The sequence below is a fragment of the Pseudomonas sp. 28 E 9 genome, from assembly GCF_900004785.1.
GTDB lineage: Bacteria > Pseudomonadota > Gammaproteobacteria > Pseudomonadales > Pseudomonadaceae > Aquipseudomonas > Aquipseudomonas orientalis_A.
The window spans coordinates 117,085-133,217 of record NZ_CVTK01000041.1; the positions used below are offsets into that span (position 1 = coordinate 117,085).

9 protein-coding genes and 1 pseudogene are annotated in these 16,133 nt (G+C 56.7%); 1 reads left to right on the forward strand and 9 read right to left on the reverse strand.

The window, feature by feature from the left end; all coding sequences use genetic code 11:
* Positions 1-321: 321 nt before the first annotated feature.
* Positions 322-1,014: a hypothetical protein gene (locus tag BFQ00_RS10500; protein WP_065933473.1), complete on the reverse strand. Its 693-nt coding sequence runs from the start codon at positions 1,012-1,014 to the stop codon at positions 322-324.
* A 256-nt stretch (positions 1,015-1,270) separates the two neighbouring features.
* On the opposite strand from BFQ00_RS10500, the gene BFQ00_RS10505 reads away from it, so the two are divergent.
* Positions 1,271-1,528: a hypothetical protein gene (locus tag BFQ00_RS10505; protein ID WP_057725484.1), complete on the forward strand. Its 258-nt coding sequence runs from the start codon at positions 1,271-1,273 to the stop codon at positions 1,526-1,528.
* A 77-nt stretch (positions 1,529-1,605) separates the two neighbouring features.
* Here BFQ00_RS10505 and BFQ00_RS27960 read toward each other — a convergent pair whose 3' ends face one another.
* The 8 genes and pseudogenes from BFQ00_RS27960 to BFQ00_RS10525 all read right to left on the reverse strand — a co-directional run.
* Positions 1,606-2,049: a hypothetical protein gene (locus BFQ00_RS27960; protein ID WP_083227351.1), complete on the reverse strand. Its 444-nt coding sequence runs from the start codon at positions 2,047-2,049 to the stop codon at positions 1,606-1,608.
* Between the two features lie 239 nt (positions 2,050-2,288).
* Positions 2,289-2,768: an SMI1/KNR4 family protein gene (locus BFQ00_RS10510; RefSeq protein WP_065933474.1), complete on the reverse strand. Its 480-nt coding sequence runs from the start codon at positions 2,766-2,768 to the stop codon at positions 2,289-2,291.
* A gap of 154 nt (positions 2,769-2,922) precedes the next feature.
* Positions 2,923-3,546: a hypothetical protein gene (locus tag BFQ00_RS10515; RefSeq protein ID WP_065886466.1), complete on the reverse strand. Its 624-nt coding sequence runs from the start codon at positions 3,544-3,546 to the stop codon at positions 2,923-2,925.
* Positions 3,546-12,587 (reverse strand): two-partner secretion domain-containing protein, encoded by a 9,042-nt coding sequence (locus BFQ00_RS10520; RefSeq protein WP_065933475.1) that lies wholly within the window; start codon positions 12,585-12,587, stop codon positions 3,546-3,548. The genes BFQ00_RS10515 and BFQ00_RS10520 overlap by 1 nt, the downstream gene beginning before the upstream one ends.
* Before the next feature lie 649 nt (positions 12,588-13,236).
* Positions 13,237-13,695 carry a hypothetical protein gene (locus BFQ00_RS27965; protein ID WP_083227352.1) on the reverse strand — a complete coding sequence of 153 codons (459 nt, stop codon included), beginning with the start codon at positions 13,693-13,695 and terminating at the stop codon, positions 13,237-13,239.
* A 116-nt stretch (positions 13,696-13,811) separates the two neighbouring features.
* The gene (locus tag BFQ00_RS27970; protein WP_083205641.1) at positions 13,812-14,093 is read right to left on the reverse strand and encodes a YrhB domain-containing protein; all 282 of its coding nucleotides are present in this window, start codon (positions 14,091-14,093) and stop codon (positions 13,812-13,814) included.
* Positions 14,093-14,455 carry a toxin glutamine deamidase domain-containing protein gene (locus BFQ00_RS30435; protein WP_207223909.1) on the reverse strand — a complete coding sequence of 121 codons (363 nt, stop codon included), beginning with the start codon at positions 14,453-14,455 and terminating at the stop codon, positions 14,093-14,095. Before BFQ00_RS30435 ends, BFQ00_RS27970 begins: the two co-directional genes overlap by 1 nt.
* 307 nt (positions 14,456-14,762) lie before the next feature.
* Positions 14,763-16,070: pseudogene (locus BFQ00_RS10525) on the reverse strand (VENN motif pre-toxin domain-containing protein); the annotation flags it as partial.
* Positions 16,071-16,133: the final 63 nt, after the last annotated feature.

Sequence of the window (16,133 nt, forward strand, 5' to 3'; positions counted from 1 at the left end):
CGGCGTCCCTGGGAATCGCAGGCGCAAGCCGGTGCACCGCAGGCGGTGGCAGACAGGAGGCCGTAATAGGGAGAGGTTCACATCAATCCTTAATGTCATTTGAAAACGCTGCAGTCCATGCAGCCCGACCGGTTGCGGGTGGGCGGGGTAAAGACATCGAGATAAACAAAATGTTCAAAGTCATTCAACACGCCCCAATCCTGTAGGAGCGAGCTTGCTCGCGAAGACCTCCAACGATAACGCGAGCAACCAGAAACACACGGTGCCTGAGCGTTCACCATCACGCCCGCGCCACCCAACCGCGTTACACCACCATCAGACCTACTTGAGCTCCTTCACCAGATACTGCGCAGAAATCTGCGTAATCCCGGTCAACGCCCGACGCAATGCCTCCGGGTCTGTGCGATAGGTGAGCGGCGTGTAGCCATAAACGTTCTGGCCATTGAATGGCGTCACCGTTTCAAAGGTGCGCCAGATCATTTCATCGCCGCGACTCATCTGCGCCACCACGCTGAGGGTGGGGTAAATCACGCTGCTGAAACCCTGGGTCAGGCGAAAGCCCCACTCGGACACGGTCAACTGGATCTGCGCATCGGCTGGTTCATCGTCGCCCACCACCTTGAGCGTCGAAGTCTTGCCCAGCGCATCGACAAAGCCCTGCTTGAGCAACACGCCTACATCGAGTTTTTCCGCCTCCATCACCGCCAGAATGGCCACCGGCGTCGGCATCTCGGCCAACTGCCCGAGCTTCATGCCGGCGGCAAACCCGGCGCCACTCAACGCTGCAGTGCCCACCTTGGACGCCCCGCTGGCCATGCCGGCCCCCGCGCCCAGCCCGGCACCCAGGGCAGCGCCCCAGGCTTGTTCACGACCGAAGTACACCATGTTCTTTTCCCACTTCACGGGCAGGACGTTGACGGTCTTGATCTGCGCACGGTTTTCGGGAGTGAGGGGGTGGCTGACGCAACCGCCCAGGATGAGGGTGGTGAAGAGGATCAGGAGGAGGTTTTTCACATTGGTCCTTTAATGTTTGGAGTGGGGCTTGTGGATTGGCGTATTAGTGATGCGTTCGCTCGTCGGCAGTATGTCGGCAATGAGTGGGAAGACATTAGGGGTCGTGGTGGCACTCTTCGACGGGGCGGCATTTTGATGCCTTGCGTGGGTTTGGTGGTGCGGCTTATAGTCCGGCGGTCGCTCAAAAGGCGACCGGGTTTGGCGACCCGAAGAACGAGCCCTCAATAATCCAGAGAGCTTAATGATGAATCGATACATGCCCCTAACCGGCCACGACTGCACCATCCCAGCCTTGATCATCGACACCCAGGCACCTCTCGACGTCCTTCACGACGCCGCCGTGCACCGCATTCGGGCCGTCACCCAACTGCTGGAAAATCTGGCCTTTCGCGAACAACTCAGCAGCGATGCCGTAGTGCTTTCAGACTTCGCCCACTTGCTGGCCATTCCGCTGCGCGATGGGTGTGATTTGCTGGATGTCATCAGTCGCAGGCTCAATGCCGATCCGTCCTGAGTGAAAATCGGGCGGCCTTTGTGTCGCCCGCGTTGTGCGTGAGCAATCCAACCAAATAAACCGGTCCACTTTTTTCGTCATTTCACACAGCAAACTTGATCACCAGAAAGATAATAAAGCCCCTCCAGTTTTCCGCAAATGGAAGGAAGACCAAAAAGCGGTTCTGAGGCATAAGAAATAGGCAACTCGGATCTAATCAAACCGGCGAACTCCGAACTTTCCCACGCGGGAGTTACTATACCGCTCCAAAAATTTACGGCCTCTCCCGTTTCAGACAATACAACAGGCTTTAAGTATTCAATTGCAACATTGGAGTCCCAATACAAATAACCGCAATACACAGTGCCATTTTCACCAAAAAAATCAGCTCGAACGATAATCTGAAAGTCTGAGCACGTTTCCTGTTCGACGAGGGGGCGTACAGTTAATTCGACCTCCACGGTGTCGTCCATCGGAAAGAACCAAACGCTATAACTACTAAGATCATCAATCGTCAGCTCACATACTTGTTTATCCGACATAACTCGCCGCGCCCCATGCAATTAAGCACAACAAAATAAGACAGATTTATTTGATACACTTTCCCAGCTAAAATTTAAATAAATCTGTGCCATTTTCTCTCCACCCCCTTATAGCGCCTATAACAAAAGTGGATAAATTTATTTAATATACCTTTCAATTCTAACTTAAATAAATCTGTCCCCTTTTCCCTTCAGCTCGAATTTAAACAAACCCGCCCACTTTTCCTGCTTATCTATTATTAAGATAACCTTTCAAATAATTTTTCTAAAAACTCTAAAAATGAGGAAGCAACAAATGATAATTCTGAATCACTATTTGGTGCAGCTTCATGATGCCACATCACCACGCCTGGATCGTCAGGAAACCGACTTTCACGATAGTCAAAACAGAGCGCGTCTCCATTCCCTAACACTGAGAAGATAATTAAATCTTGAACAAAGCCTTCTGGCGGATAACGGTACTTCATCTCCATTGTCTCAAATGTTCCTTCGATTTCACCGAAAGGCAAAAACATGCCAGCGCTGCTCATAACATCTTCGCCGAGTAGGCGATTATAAAACTTGAAAACAGGCTTATTTAAAATAAACGCGCCATTGAACCCTATTGAAATTTCTTTATATTTTTTTGGAAAAACTATCCCCGCCACTTTTTCAAAAGCGTCGATATCAGCAAAATCACCTTGGCCAAAATAAGAGTTAAAACTTACGCCTGCGATCATTTTATTCCCCTTTACTCATCGATCCCCACCCAACGTGACGTTCACCACTGAAAAACCTCGGAAACCAGTTGCAACTTACAGAGTAAGGGGGATAGATATTATCTAATAGGTCTTGTACTGCCATAACAGATCTAAGTACATTTCCCCCACTCTTTTATTTTCGACAAACAAAGAACTTATCTTCACTGAGATACCCAATACCGCCTAAGCACCAAAATTCAAAATATGAACGAAAGTCAAAATCCAGGTTTATTAAAGGCTGCCCCATATACCAAGCCAAATAATAATCAGCGGCAACTCCGTAAAGGGCCTCAAAAAGTGCATACTCTTGCTCTGTTTTTAGCAACCTGCAATCCCTGACCTGATCCCCCACCAGTTCAAGTATCCAATTGCTGGGAATGTCTAATTTATCATAATCGTTAAATTGATCTTTGCTTCCATACAACAATTTTGCACGTTGGCATATCCCGTACAACTCGTCGTCTCCAAGAGACTTACAGAAACTTGCCTGAGCTTGCAACCAGAGTTTTGCCTTTTGCATCAATTCAAAGTCGCTAGATTCAATCGTCGGGCATAGATATAACTTATCTTCAAGCGTACCAGCTTGGATCACCTCATTCACGCGCGATACCAAATTGTCAGCTTGAGGAAAATAGCTTAACGCTTCAGTAATTTCAGCTAGAGAAGAATGCACTTTGAACAGCGCTAAAAAGTGCGACTTATCGAAGTAAGTTCTTCCCTCACAAAAAGCGCACCAGTCATTTAAAAGGGTAGGCATTAATTTCTTCCTCTTGGTAAATCCGGCAAAAGAGAAGGATCGATTTTCCATCGATCACGCAATGCCGTTACGCCCTTATTAAATTCGTTTAGGGACTTACTGTTATCAATAACAGCTTTTAGCTCATTGTGGAAAGCACCTGAAGCATTCCCACCGTGACCACCTGGTACCCCATCAATAGGGTTGACCCATGTCAATTCGGATGTTTTTGTTCTGAAACGCTGAATTTCACTCATCGGCACCCCCCATTGTTTGAATTCAGGAGCGCGACAAACCATACACCATTCATGCAAACCCCCTGGCTGACGAATTCTCGCCTCAATTGCCTCTCGGGTAGCCCTATTTTCCCAAAGCACGTCTAGCTCTGCTGGCGACAGGTCGTCAAACCAACGTGTGAAAGCGCCGTTACGAACGCTAGGCACTTTGCCGTCAGGCACAAGCTCTTGAAACGTCCGGTCAGTGTGGCTTTCGCTTACAGGCGATCCGGCAGAAGGCACCTCATGAATCGAACAGCTCCCCGCATTACAGGTATAACAAGGCCCAACGTTATGTACCCAAGTACTTAGCTTGCCAACATAGAACGTATGTCCAATATCCACCGTCAGGTTGTACGTTTTACCCTGCGACTGCAGCAGCTTTATTGATACAACGGAGATCGAAGCATCTTGCGTCGCTCCGTCCCCCAACGACTGCAGTTGATCACCCGGCTTGAGCTCTATAAGTGGCACAAAGCCTTTGCGCGCAGGGACATAGAACGGATGACCCGGCGTCACTTGCAAAGTCTCAGTGGTACCTTCATCGGCACTGCCGTTCTTCACAAGCGTCAACTGATAGATCGGCTGATCCGTGCGAATGTGGGTTGCTGAGACCTTCGAGGCGAACGGCTCACCACCTTCTTCAGGTTTGGTCCAGACGACATCGCCCACCCTGAGCGCGTCAATGGCTCGTTCACCATCAGGGGTGGCGACCATAGTCCCGGCTGCAAAACAGCATGGGCTATAGCCTGCTAATTTGGCCTGTGCTTGGTTGGCAAACTGTTCAGTCCCCTTACCCGCCGCCGCATCCAAGCCTTTACCAGCTGCTGACTCAAGGCCCTTTCCGGCAACAGTCTCTGCAGCCTTGCCAGCGATAGCCTCCGTACCTTTAACCGCTAATGCGTCGCGCGCTGCCAACTCTTTGATTGCGCTTAACAATGCTCCCTTGCCTACTCCACCTATGGGCATAAGCTCAGCAAGCAGCTTGAGATCAATATCTGAATTAATGCCACCACTTGCCAAAACACGTAGCCGGTCTATTTGCTCTGCTTGGGAGGCGGCGTCAGAACTGAGCGCGGCGATCTCAGGGAGTTTCGTGATAGCCGTACGCTCTCCGTATTGCTCGGACCACGCATCAGGCACAACACCCATGCCACCAGGTTCGTTGTTGTAGGTTGTGTTACTTGAAGGATTGAACAGCAGCGAATCCTTGTACTGCTTTTCTGTGGACTTGAACGCAACGACCTGATCCCCGTTGGCAACAATGGGGCTGCCATCTCCCCAGGTCAGCAGGACTTTCTCGTTTTGCAGCTTGGTGATAACTCCCCGCGCAACAGTCAGGTCGTCACCTAATGCTTGCCCTTCAGGGTTAGAAGGACCGTAACCAGCCAGAATCCCTTGAAGCTCATTGTTGGTTTTCTGATCGACCTCGCCTCCGGCAACAAACGTTAGGAGCGCATCCCACTCAAAACCAGATCGGCTTTGACCTTTGGTGGCATCTAAACTCTTGGCCTCTTGAGCCAGTCGTTTCTCTTCTTGAACGTGCAACTTGCGGTTGTATGACTGTGCATTCCCGGCGATTTCCGAGCCCATGGCGACATCGCCATCAACACTCGCGGCAGCGACCAATCCCACCAGCTTCGAAGCCGCATTGACCAGACGATCGTGTTCCGCTGGATCATTGCCACTGAGCAAAGGCGACTTATCCAACGCCACAATAAGGGCTTCGTTAGCACCCGCAGCAATCGCTCCCGTTTTAAAGTCGCCGCCCATTGCTTCTGAAAGCAAACCACCTACAACAGCATGCAGTGCAGTTTTGCTAAGGCCGCTGTCTTGAAGTTTGAAGGCATTACCAAAATCACCAACGCCGGTGAACGCGGTCGCCTGCATTACATCGAAAAGGCTGCCCTTCATTGCATCCTTGAAGCTGCCTTGTCCAAGAGCTTCAGAGAGCGTTCCGCGTACGGCACCGCCAGCCAATTGAATCGTTCCAAAACGGCCAATCGCTGCGGGGTCATTCCAATGGGGTACGACGCTTGGTCCACTTACCTTGTTAGTTACAGGGTCGCTCTGCGCGCCAAACCAATTGCCACTGGCGTAATTCACAAAGCCCGCAGAAGCGCCCGCAATCAGTGACTGCTTCAAGCTGTCGCTGCTGAAGGTTTCCTTGAATGCGGCCCCCAAGTTGCCTTTATTGTTTATGGTGCTGACGACGCCGGTACTGGCAAGCGAGGTCAACGAGGCAGTCGCGATGACGTTGCCCAACCCTGCTGCAGTTCCTGCGACTGCTGCGGTGGTCGACGTCGCAGCGGTAGCGGCTGTCGCGGCAGCCATAGTAGAGCCGGCCCCTACAGCGCTACCTGCCGAAGCAGCTAGCGCACTGGCCGCTCCCGCCGTCAACACGGTGACAACGATAATAATTGCCAGCATTGCGCCTTGGCCGAGGCTGGAGTGGCTGTATTTAAAGGAGTCGTGCAACTCCTTCACATGCCGCCAATCCACATCCCCACGCTTCTCGGCTTCTTTCAACCAAGCCAACTGTGGGTCTGCTTTGACCATCACATCAATCGTCTGGCTAACCGTGTTCTGATCGATCTGTTTAATGTCGATCTTCAGCCCGTTGACCGCCTTGATCGCCAATTCACCCTGTGCCTTCAACTCACTCTGACGCAACGTCTCGTCGGTATTCCCCTTGCCCTTGGCGCTGGTCCAAGCCAGATCACCTTTGCTTTTCTCGTGACTCTCCTGGTGCAGGTCTTTGACTGCCTCGAACGTCACTGCACCACCACTGGTGATGGCCAGGTCCTTACCACTCTCAAGCTTGGCCCGCTGATACAGCTGATCACCGCCACTGACCAGCGACAGATCACCACCAGTCTTGATCTCAGTCCCCACATTCGTAACGCGGGTCACCTCATCGCGCTTGGTCTTCTTCGCGCCCCAGCCACCCTTCTCCTTCATGTCGTAAAGGCTGTAAGTGCTGTTCTGCGCCGCCAACAAACTCAACTTATCCCCGCTATACAGATAAGCCTCATTCCCCGCACTGATCCTGCTCGCCACAATCGTGGTATCACGCCCGGCCTGGCTGACAAAATCCCCACCCGCCGTCAGTACACTCGCCACCTGGGTGGTCTGGTCGTCCGAGGTCTTGATGCGTTTTTTGCCGTGCTTTTCCTTGCCTTCGACGTTGTGCATGTCGCTGACCGAGGCGACGTTGAGGTCGCGGCCGGCAGCGATGTTGAGGTCTTTGCCGGCGGTGGCGGTGCTGCCGATGATGTTGACGTCTTGCCCGGCCTGCAGGTTGAGGTTGCCGCCCGCCGTGACACTGGCGGCGAGGTTTTTGACGTCGGTGGTGATGCTGGATTTCTCGCCGTCGTCGCGGGTCTCGTGTTTGACGCGGGTGTCGCTGGCGGCGATGAGGTTGAGGTCGCGGCCGGCGGTAAGGTTGGCGTCGTTGCCCGCTGTCAGCGCGCCTCGGTTGGTGAGGTCGCGGCCGGCGTCGATGGCGAGGTTTTCGCGGGCGACGATGGTGCCGGCGCTGGTGTCGGTGAGGGTGCGCATGCCGACGCCGTCACGCACCTGGATGGCGGTGGTGTCGTTGGTGACGTCGCCTTTGAGCGCTGTGAGGCTGACTTGCTTACCTCGAATTTCGCCGGCCATGGCATTACGGATGCTGTCCTGGGCCAGCAGGCTCAGGTTGTTGCCGGCCTCGACCAGGCCGCCGGTGTAGATACTGCCGCTGCTGATGGCGGTAAGGTTGTTGCTGGCGCGCAGGGTGCCGACGTTGATCAGGTCGCCGCCGGTGACGAGGTTGAGGTCGCGGCCCTGGATCAGGCTGTTGCCGCGCACGTTGCGCGATTCGGCCTGGGCCAGGTAGAGCACCGGCACGAGGACGGTCTGGCCGTCGATGACGCGGTTTTCCATCCACACGATGTCGTGGGTCAGGGCGCCGACTTGCTGGCCGGTGAGGGCCACGCCGAGGCTCAGGCGCAGGGCGTCTTTGCTGGCCAGCGCGTTGTCCATCAGATAGCGGAACTGGTCGGCGTCGCTGTACAGGCCGCCGGCGAGGAAGCGTTGGCCGGTTTGCGCGAGGACGGCGTCGCGGATCAGGCGGGTTTCGTACTGGCCGTCACCGAGGCGGCGCCAGGCGTTGTCGGCGTTGAAGCCGAGTTTGCCGAGCATGTAGTCGGAGCTGAAGAAACCGGACACCGAGGTGAATTCGGGGTTGGTCTCGATCAGGTAATGGCTGGTGGGGTCGGCGTTTTTGACGAACAGGCCGTACTCGCCCTTGGGCAGTTGGAAGGTGGGCGAGGTGGTGGGGTCGACCGGGGCGAAGGCGGTGCCGGTGTAGTCCACCGGTACGAAGCCGCCGCCGGGGGCCACGCCCACGACGGGCAAGACGCTGCCGGGGGCCTGGGCGCTCGGGTCGTTGGCGTGTTTGCTCAGGTTGATGTTGATGCCGCCGACGGGGATGCCGGTCTGGTCGTCGCCGAGGGTGCCGGTCAACTGGGCCAGGGTGTTGTTGTGCAGCGTGCCGTTTTGCAGGGTGCGGGCGACGTTGAGGTTGACCGTGCCGCCCGCCTGCAGGGTGGCGTCGTAGCCGGGGCCGCCGTTGCTGGTCCAGGTGGTGACGTCGCTTGAGTGGACGAAAGGCCGGCTATTGGGCGAACGGTTTTTCAGTTCTTCGAAGCGCGCCTTATCGAAATTGCCCGCCGCCGTGGCCGCATTGAACGCGGGAACGTCGACATAGCGCATGCGCTCAAACAAATCGTCGGGAACGTGCCCCGGCGTGTTGACGACAATCTTGCGCTGCCCCGTGCGCGTGGCGGCGCCCTGGTTGAGCAGGTCACCGGCGGTGATGCTCAGGTCGCCATTGGCGGCCATCAGGCTGTAGCGGTTCTGCACATTGTCGCCTTGCAGCAGCATGTTTTTGCCGGCCACCAGGCGCGCCGATACTGAGTCCTTGGTCGCCGCCTCAAGGTACGTTTCGTAGATGGTGATCTCGCCACGCTCCCAGTCGTCTTTCTCGCCGCAGTGTTGCGAACAAACCCAATACAAGCTACCGGTGGTGAGCGTCTGCCCGAGTTCGAATTCGTCCTTGGCGTTTTCGATAAAGCCTGCATTGATGCCGATGGAGCCTTCGCTTTCCACGGTGCCGGAACGGTTGCTGAACAGCACGGCACGCCCGCCATCCCGCGCGGCGAAGCTCAAGTTACCTTTGCTGTAGACGTTGCCATAGCTGTTGCTGAAGCCATTGCTGCGCAAGGTCATGTCGCCGCCGCTGAACAGCAGCGAATCGGCGGCATTGGTGATGCCGTTGACCGCCGTGAGGTTCACCGCGCCCTGGGCACCGAGGGTGCCACGGTTGTTGATTTGCGCGGCGGCGATATCCAGTTGCTGGCGGGCGGTGAGGAAGCCGAGATTGTCCAGAGTGCCGCCCAGGGTCAGGCGGGTATTGGTGGCGGCCAGACGGCCGCCGTTCTGGCTGAGGTTGTTGGCGGCGACGGTGAGTGTTTGCAGGGCCGAGACGCGGCCGCTGTTACTCATATCGCCGGTGGTGATGCTGATGTCACCGTCGCTGAGCAGTTCGCCGCCGTTGTCCAGGCTGGCCACATTGAGGATCAAGCCCTTGGCGCTGGCCATGCGGTCGCCGGCCTTGAGGGCCAGTGCCTGGTCGCTCTTGTAGGTGAGCACGTCGTTGAGTTGCACGCGGCCCAGGCCGTCGACGTTGCCGAACGCCCAGTCGGCGCTGCCCATGCCCTGGATATTGCCCTGGCCGCCGGAGAGGCTGGCGGTGTTGAGGTGGAACAGGCCGGTGCCGGCGTGTTGCAGCATGCCGTTCTGGTTGTTGAGGCTGGCGGCGTCGAGGCTGAAGGCCTGGCTGCCGAATTCCAGGGTGCCGTTCTGGTTGTTCAACGCACCGCTGAGGTTGACGCTGCTGCTGGCGCCGCCCAGCGCACGCAGTTGCCCGTTGGCGCTGTTATCCAGGTTGCCGCCGGTGAGGGTCAGGCCCTGGTTGGCCTCGATCAGGCCGCCCTGGTTGGTGAGGGTGTCGCGTGAGTTCAGGCTGATCTGATTGCCGCTGACCTGGCCGCCCGCACTGTTGTCGAGGGTCGCGCCGCTGACGGTCACGTGTTCTTTGCCGAACAGTTTGCCGCCACGGTTGGCCAGGGCTTCGACGGTCAGTTGCAGGTTGCCGACCAGGCTTGCCATCAGGCCGCCGCTGCCGTTATCGACGCTGTTGGCGGTGACGCTCAGGCTGTCGCCCTGCACGGTGCCGCCCTGGTTGTGCAGGCGGGTGGTGGTGAGCACGGTGGGGGCGCCGCTGCTGAGGATCAGGCCCTTGCGGTTGCTCAGGTCCTGGCCGCTGTAGGTCACGCCTTCGGCGCCGGCCAGCAGCTGGCCGTTGTCGTTGTTCAACTGCTGCGCGGCGATGTCCAGGCGCTTGCCGCGCAGGGTGCCGCCGTCGTTGTTGAGGGAGGTGAGTTGCTTGACCAGCACGCTGCGTTCGCCCGCGTCGATCTGGCCGCCGGCGTTGGTGAGCAGGTCGCTGACCTTGAGCACCACGTCGCCGCCGTCGCTGACCAGCGCGCCTTTGTTGCTGTTGGTGAAGGTCTGCGCGGTGACGTCGACGGTCTGGCCCAGCAGGATGCCGGCGCTGTTGTCGAAGCGCTCGCCCTGCAGTTGCAGCAGGCCTTCACTCTGGATGCGGCCCTGGGCATTGAGCAACTGGCCCGGGCCCTTGAGCAGCAGGCTTACGCCCTGGGCGCCACCGGCGAGCAGGCCGGCGTTGCGGTTGTCGAGGCCGGAAGCGCGTACGTCGAGGCGGTCGCCCAACACGCGCCCGGCGCGGTTGTCGATGTCGCCGCCAGCCACATCGAGCAGCAGTTGCTTGCCGACGATCACGCCGCCCTGGTTATCCAGGTTGGCGGCGTGCAGTTCGATATCGCCCTGCCCGGCCTGCAGGCGGCCCTGGGCGTTGTTGAGCTGTTGCGCCGCGGTCAGCGTGAGCTTGCCGGTGTCGGCGCTCAGTACGCCGCCTGCGTTGCTGCCGAGGGTGCCGGCTGTAACGTTTAGATCGGTGCTGGCCTGGGCGAAACCCTGGTTGTTGTTGAAGGTGTTGGCGACGCTCAGGTTGAGCGCGCCGCCGTCGGCCTGGATCAGGCCCTTGAGGCTGTTGTCGAGGTCGCTGGCATTGACGGTCGCGGTTTTGGCTACCAGTACGCCGTTCTGGTTGTTCAGGTTGCCGGCGTTGACGCTCAGGTCGTTGGCGATGACTTGCCCGCCGCTGTTGTTCAGGTCGGCGCTGGTCAGCGCGAGACTGCCGCCGGCCATTTCGATACGGCCCTGGCGGTTGTCCAGGGAGGCGCTGTTGAGCGTGGCGGCCTGGCCTTCGCCGAAGCGGATCAGGCCACCGAGGTTGACGATGGCCGGTGAGCTGATCACTAGGCTCTGCTCGCCGAACAGGCGTGCGGTGGCGCCCTGGTTGGTGAGCTTGGCGCTGCTGACCTCGATGTTCTTGGCCTGGATGATCGCGCCCTGGTTGGTCAGCGCTTGCGCGGCGGTAATCGCCAGGCCTCGGCTGGCCAGCAGGCTGCCGCTGGTGGTGACGGTTTGCGCGTTCACCACCAGGTCGCCGGTGGTGTTGCGGGTGTTATCGGCGGCGACGCCGGCTTCGATGATGCCGGGGTTGTTCACGCTGGCCGCATTGATCTCGATGCGCTGGCCGGCGGCAATGCTCTTGCGGTTGACCAGGTCCTGGGCGCTGCTCAGTCGCACGTTGCCGTTGGCGTAGACCTTGTCGGTGAGGTCGACCGTCTGCGCGCTGACCTTGACGTTACCGGTGGCCGCCGCCTGCGCCATGCTCAGGCGCCCGTTGGCGTCGAGCTGGATATCGCCACCACTGGCGGCGAGCGTACCGTCGAGCTTCACGCCCACACCGGCCTCGGTGCCCACCAGCTTGATCGCGCCGGCGTACATGCCGCCCAGGGCCGACGAGTCGATCGCCAGCTCGGGTTTGGCGCTGCCGTCATCGGCGCGAACGGTGGTTTTCAGGCTTTGCGCATCGACGTCGTTACGCCCGGCGATCACGTTGAGTTCGCGGGCGTTGATCTGAGCGTTGATTTTGGCGGAGCGAGTGATGATGTCGAAGCGTTCGACGTTGCTGGCGTTCAAGCCTTCGCCATCGATGGTCACGGCGCCGCCATCGACCTGGTAGCTTTTCAACTGGCCGGTCGGGTCGATGACCGGCTTACCCGTGGTCAGGGTCACGTTGGGCGTATTGATAAAGCCGCAACCGCTGCACGTCACACCGTACGGGTTGGCCACGATGACCTTGGCCGACTGCCCCGCCACTTCGGTATAACCGCGCAACTGACTCGCGCTGCCGCCGTTGACCTCGTTGAGGATGACGTTGGCCGCGCCGCCCTTGAGGTTGGGGTTGCCGACAATGATCCCGCCCAGTTGGGTGTTGACCATAGGGCCGTTGCCATTGTTCAGGATCACGCCGTTGGGGCCGACGTTGTAGTCCTTGAACTGGTTATGAGACAGCCCCGCGCCGTTCGGCGTGGCGATATTCACCACCGGCACACCATTGCCCGCCGCGCCCACCGTGGTACCCGGCGCACTGACCACAATGCCCTCGGCCTGGGCCAGCAACGGCTGCCAGAACAGCGCGTTGGCGAGGATCAACGCCAGCCCGCGCTTGGGCAGGCCGAAGAATGCGTTTCGCGGCTTCAGGGCAGCAGAAGGTTGGCGGGCCAGGAAGGCGAATTGTCGAACATCCATTTTCGTAGTCTCGTTGCAGCGGGCATTAAGGACATGCGGCAGTAACCGGCGCTGGGGGCTGCCTCATTACTGCCGACATGCGATCGTCAGGCGGGCGGGAAATAGAACGTCAGTTCTTATTTCCATATCGAGAAAATGCCATTACTTAGCCATCAGATCGCCGAATAAGTTAGTACAAGGAACGGGGGAAAAGTTCGCGAGGGATGTGTGAATTGGATCCCACTTATCGGAATTTAGGGGTGGGGTTGGTTTGAATAGCGTTGGCGCAGCGGGCGAGTGAGATTGACTCAGTTGCTGCCACGTCAGTGGAGGCCTACCTGAGCTCGGGAGAAGCGGCCGAAGCTCAGGGAGGATATCTATTGTTTCGCGCAACTAGTCGGTGGGACTTCTGCGACAGGGCCGGGCGTCTCTAAACTGGAGTGCTCTCATTGTGGCGACTAGGCCTGGACTACTGGCGATTCTGCACAGATTTTGGAGGACGAGGATACTTGGAAATATTGGAGCGGGCTCTGCGTGATGAGGTGCGCCATCAAGCGCAGAGCTTAGGGTGAATTTGTGGAGACTCCTCAGGGTCTGGCCCTTACTCCCCCAAAAACACCGGCGCAAGGCCGGTGTTGAGAATGTCAGATGAAGTTGAAACTTCAACAACTCACCAGACCTCATGAGTCTCAGCTCTGTAATTATTTTCAATACGCTCAACAAGCAATGGCGCACTGATAATTCCTCTTGTGGAGTGCCTCAGCTCTTCCGAGCTAATCTCTCTCTCCAGCCGAAGTGCTTCGCTTCCATTCCACAGCCAAATAGAGCCTCCCGGCCCGCCATTCCTGGAACGGAACGTAGGAAACACTTGTAACCTTTCGGGAACCGGAACATTTGCCACAACGGATAGAAGGCCTTGATTTACCGCACTTTGAACAACAAAAAATGCGGAAAATTGTGGTTCACCATCAACTACAACCGAAAAATCTTTTGGTTGTTCATTATGAAACCCTGGGAAAACACGAATTAAAAAACCAAATTCCGGATGTTTATGAGTAACTTGCGCATATGCGACACCCTGCGAGGTTAACACCTGCAAAATGTCGCCCAGCTTTACTTTCTTAGCCATTTAAAATCCTTCATATCCAGCTTTTTTCGATGGTAAGGATCCGCCTTCATCTCGTCCGTAATCTTGGTAAGGCTAGTCGGCTTAGGAACTTCACCTGCGCCTTTTGAACCAACAAATCAACCTTGTCTTTTTAACTTGCTCGTCACATATTGTTCTAGATATTCTTCTAAAGGCTTGGCAGTCCCTAGAACATGAAGCTCTCCTGTTTCCTTATCAATTAGGAACGGTCCATTTCCAGCCAGCTGAGCCGAAAAACTCCCTGTCTCTAAATATTCTTTAGATTGATAGCAAAAGAACCATCCATCAGAAAACTCTCCCTCATGCGTTAACTGCAGAGGAATATCTGAGTCTTTTAAATACGCATTAGCTCGTTCCAGCGCACTCTCATAGGTAATCATTAATTAGTTCTCAGCAACTGTAGCGTCTTAAAATTATTCATATTAGCTGGCTTCCCAGTCTGCCCATCTAGATATCGGACAACCCCATTCTGATTAACCACGTTGAAAACATGGCCTGGCTGACCTGGACCATAGGAACCGAACACAATCCCGCGCGCGCCGTCCCCGCCACCGAGCATGTGTTGAGTAATAGTCTCGGTTGAAGATACACCGCTAAACTTAGCGCCATATTGCTTCTCCAGCACTGTCAACGGAACACCCTTGGTGGAATTTATCGGCAATGCAGATGCTGGGTTACCTGCAAGTGTTGCATCAGTAGCAATCGAACAATTAACACGCCCCACCGCCAGCCATCGCGGCACCAAAAGGCACCTCTGCTGCTGCTATGGTCAGTTCGGTACAAGCTACTGGGTTCATCCCGCAGGCATTTAACAGGGCTGGACCAAGCAACATGCCTCCTGCCACTGTTCCGATTACAACAGCACCACCCGCCAACGTATAAGCAAGGCTTTCACGGCGCTCGGCATACATTTGCGCCGAGCACGCCTCTGCGCTCAGCCCTGCACAGTTTTGCTCCTTGTAGTGCTCGTTTTCAGCGTTGATGCGCTCTTCGGCTTTTTGTTCAAGCGTCTTACCCTCAGTTAATGCAATGGCAATATCAGCCACTGAGTTGTTCTCAACCGCATTGTTGCCAGCCTTTGCACCGGCAAGTGCACCGCTCAGGTCACCTCCTGCAAGTCCGCCTGCCAAGCCCGATGCCAATGTCGAAAGCGCCGATACTGTCTGTTTCTGCTTCTCGCTCAAATTCTCGGTTTTAATACCCGGATACAACTGCGCCGCAATCAACTCCCCCGTGCCAGCTCCTGCGGCGCCGGCTACCGCCGAGTTCCCTTGGGCCTGTGCAACTACAGCACCCAATACCACGTGGGCCATGATTCGGGCGGTATCGTTGTCCTGCGCTGACTGCTTGATGATGTTCGCCAGATAGGGCGCCGACGCGCCTGCGAGGGCGGAGCCGATGTCCCCGCCTGCCAGTCCTTGCAAAGCTGCCGTCACCGCTTGAGCGGCACGTTGATAATCGCCCCCCGTTTCGTACGGCTGCATCACCGTACGGGTCACCTGTGCGGCGATCTCTTTATCCGTCGGCTGGGTATTGCCCTCACGGATAAGTTTGTCTCGCGCAGCCGCTATCGCTTCGGGATCTTTTTGAGCATTGGCCGCGTTAATGGCACCTTGAGTGCGTGTGATATCCGCCGCTTGAGTGCCAATATCCGCAATCAACTGCACCTGCCGCAGCCGTTTCTGCTCTTTCTCCTTATCGAAGATGGGGCTGATGGCGCCGTTGGCGTGTTCAACATCGTGGCTCAGCGTTGCCACGTCCTGCTGCTGTTTGGCAGGGTCGCGGATGTTGAGGGTGCCGTTGGAAATGGCCGAGGACGTGGTGCCGCTGTCGCTGTCGCCGTGGTTGAATCCGACCAAGCTGCCGGTGGGCATATTGCTGATGAACGCGTTGGTGCCATCGCTGCCACTGCTGACGCTGGCGCTCTGCAACTGGCTTGTGTAGTCAGCCTTGTTCTTTAAAACGCTCCAGCCCAGCGTACCGGTGTTCAGGCGGTTTTTGTCCGGCGTAGCCGTGCTGGCGATCACGCTGCCATCGAGTTGGGTATGGTTGCCCACGTCAATCTGGTAGCCGCCCTTGCCGCCGAACAGGCCGGTTTGCTCCTGCACACTCTGGTATTTGGAGTCGATCTTGCTTTTGCTGATGCTCAGGTTTGCGCTGGCGCCGCTGCCGATGATGGCGAAACTGACGCCTCCACTGACATCCGTTTGCTTGGACTTGTAGTTATCGGTGTCCTGCAGGCTTTGCAGCGTGAGGTCGCGACCCACGGTGGCGGTGATTTTGTCTGCGCTGACTTGCGCGCCTTTGAGGGCAGTGTCTCGTCCACTGATCAGGCTGACCTGTTTGCCGGCGTCCAACAAAATAGGGGGCTGAGCACTATTCTTCTACAAAAAATAAATCATATTTTTAAAGAGCAACTT

Coding starts and splice junctions, on each gene's coding strand:
- BFQ00_RS10505 (WP_057725484.1), top strand. CDS start 1,271: ATGCCCCTAACCGGCCACGACTGCACCATCCCAGCCTTGATCATCGAC.
- BFQ00_RS27960 (WP_083227351.1), bottom strand. CDS start 2,049: ATGTCGGATAAACAAGTATGTGAGCTGACGATTGATGATCTTAGTAGT.
- BFQ00_RS10515 (WP_065886466.1), bottom strand. CDS start 3,546: ATGCCTACCCTTTTAAATGACTGGTGCGCTTTTTGTGAGGGAAGAACT.
- BFQ00_RS27970 (WP_083205641.1), bottom strand. CDS start 14,093: ATGATTACCTATGAGAGTGCGCTGGAACGAGCTAATGCGTATTTAAAA.
- BFQ00_RS10520 (WP_065933475.1), bottom strand. CDS start 12,587: ATGGATGTTCGACAATTCGCCTTCCTGGCCCGCCAACCTTCTGCTGCC.
- BFQ00_RS10510 (WP_065933474.1), bottom strand. CDS start 2,768: ATGATCGCAGGCGTAAGTTTTAACTCTTATTTTGGCCAAGGTGATTTT.
- BFQ00_RS27965 (WP_083227352.1), bottom strand. CDS start 13,695: ATGGCTAAGAAAGTAAAGCTGGGCGACATTTTGCAGGTGTTAACCTCG.